At 41.1% G+C, this 2,073-nt stretch carries 1 protein-coding gene and 1 pseudogene; both read left to right on the forward strand.

Annotation, left to right across the window (positions count from 1 at the left end; translation table 11 throughout):
- The first annotated feature begins 1,009 nt into the window (after window positions 1–1,009).
- A complete protein-coding gene (locus tag QUB61_RS39070; protein WP_333133917.1) occupies window positions 1,010–1,180 on the forward strand; it encodes a hypothetical protein in 171 nt (56 codons plus the stop codon).
- 15 nt (window positions 1,181–1,195) lie between these two features.
- Window positions 1,196–1,332, forward strand: a pseudogene (locus QUB61_RS39075) (IS5/IS1182 family transposase); the annotation flags it as partial.
- Between the last annotated feature and the right edge of the window lie 741 nt (window positions 1,333–2,073).

Below are 2,073 nucleotides of genomic sequence, written 5' to 3' on the forward strand. Positions count from 1 at the left end.
TGAATACTTGCCAAAATGGAACTATAGAGCCGTACCTCAAACTTAGTAATTCATCAAGTTATTTATTTTTCAGTCCTTAGTTCAACGTATCACGGTACTTAAGTTAGTATTTATCGCAAATCTAGCCGTATTATGGTATTTGCTGCACCATTTGCTGAAGCATGGTAAGGGAGCTTATAATTTTGGTAATTCAGAAGACACTCATTTGACTTAATAAATATCAGCATCTTCTATCAGTAGGCGCTTTACCATTTTATTTGTGATATCGTTTCCGATTCCATGGGAATGATACTGTCAAGGTCAATAATTCCACATTCCCCGACTCCCGACTCCCGACTCCCCACTCCCATCATTCCGGTGCAACCGGAATCGATATGATGCGTTTACCTGATAATTTTAAGTTTCAATATTAAATATTCAACTCTTGGGGCGCATTCTTGAGCGTATTCATAGTGTTTTTCATTTTTTATCATAGTTTCCAGGCTCTTTATTTCCCTAAGCTGAAGATTGCCAGTCGGCAGACAATTAATCACAAAATTGCTTATAAGTCCAATAAAAACCTAAATCTTTATAAAAATCGGCGAATTGTAAAGATTTAATAAAGCTCGGAGGGGTTATACCCCCTATGAGTTATAGTGACATACATATATAGATGCACCCTGATGGCTTTCCCGTTCCAAAAGAGCGGGATTTTTATTGGAAAAATATTGTATTAAGTTTTAAGAGACCTGGTACAGATAGAATTGGTGGAACATTCCAATAAAACGATCGCAGCAACGGTCATCACTACAATTGCCACTAATCGCGAAGGCACCGCTTTCGTGAAGCGAGGCAGGATAAACAAGCCAATATTTGCTCCTACATCAAATACGGTGTCACCTTTGTGCAACTCAATTCCATTTTTGATGTAGGTCTGTACTTCTTTATAAACAAACTGGGCTTCGTGCTTCTGTAAACAAAATATGCTCTTCCCACTCGTAAGTTTCACTTACTTATATAGCAACCCTAAATGAGTCGTAAATTTTTTACCCCACCCCAACCCTCCCCGAACCCGCGGTTCGGGAGTAAGAAATTCACAAATGATTTAGGATTGCTATATCGGTGGCAAAAAGCCAATATTTGGCAGCAAGTCTTAGAACGCCTGCAAGCCGATGCCGATCGACAAGGAAAGTTAGATTGAGAGATTCCTTACGTTGATGGCAGCGTAATACGCGCACACCAACACGCGGCTGGTGGAAAAAAAGGGGCGAATCACAGGAGAAACTAGGTCGTTCCAGAGGTGGTTTTAGTACCAAAATACACATCCGTTGTGAGGGTAAAGGTAAACCCATAACTTTTTTGCGATCGTCCTGGTCAACGTAACGAGTCAATATTTTTAGAACAATTGATGGAACAAGGAGCCGTCAAGCGCCCGGGTGCAGGTCGTCCGCGTCTACCTCCGAAAAGAGTAGTAGGTGACAAATGTTATACAGGTCGTGGCATCCGTAGTTATTTACGTCGGCGAGGTATCCGTTTTACCCACCCTCTTAAGGTGGACTAACTGCTAACTTAACGAGTTTCTGACAAACCATCGCTCTCACAATCCCTGCTCTATTCCATTAACTAAGATGAATTCAGGTGTTTTCCTGACTAAGCTGGAATCATCCACGAAATCAGATCGTATCTGATGTCTTTGTTTCCAATTTTATTGAGTCCAGCCATCTTCATTTCCCCAAGCTCAAGATCGCCCTCCGGCAATCTTATGAATCATAAGATTGCTCATAAGTCAACATAACACCTAAATCTTTACAAAAATCGGCTAATTGTAAAGAGTTGCTAAAGCGATGAGGGGTTATACCCCCCATGAGTTAGAGTCAGATAAATAGATGCACCCTGATGGCTTTCCCGCTCCACAAGAGCGGGATTTTTATTGGAAAGCCGCAGCGTTAAGTTTCACAATACCTACTACAGTTGACACTCCCTGACCTAAAGGACAGGGATTCTTAATTCAGCAACAGACCTTAAAATGTTGCGTCCTTTCAGCAATACTCAAACTTTTTAACCGTAGAAATCCTACCAATTAACGAGCCTGAT

The organism is Microcoleus sp. C2D2 (assembly GCF_036702495.1).
Classification (GTDB): domain Bacteria; phylum Cyanobacteriota; class Cyanobacteriia; order Cyanobacteriales; family Microcoleaceae; genus Microcoleus.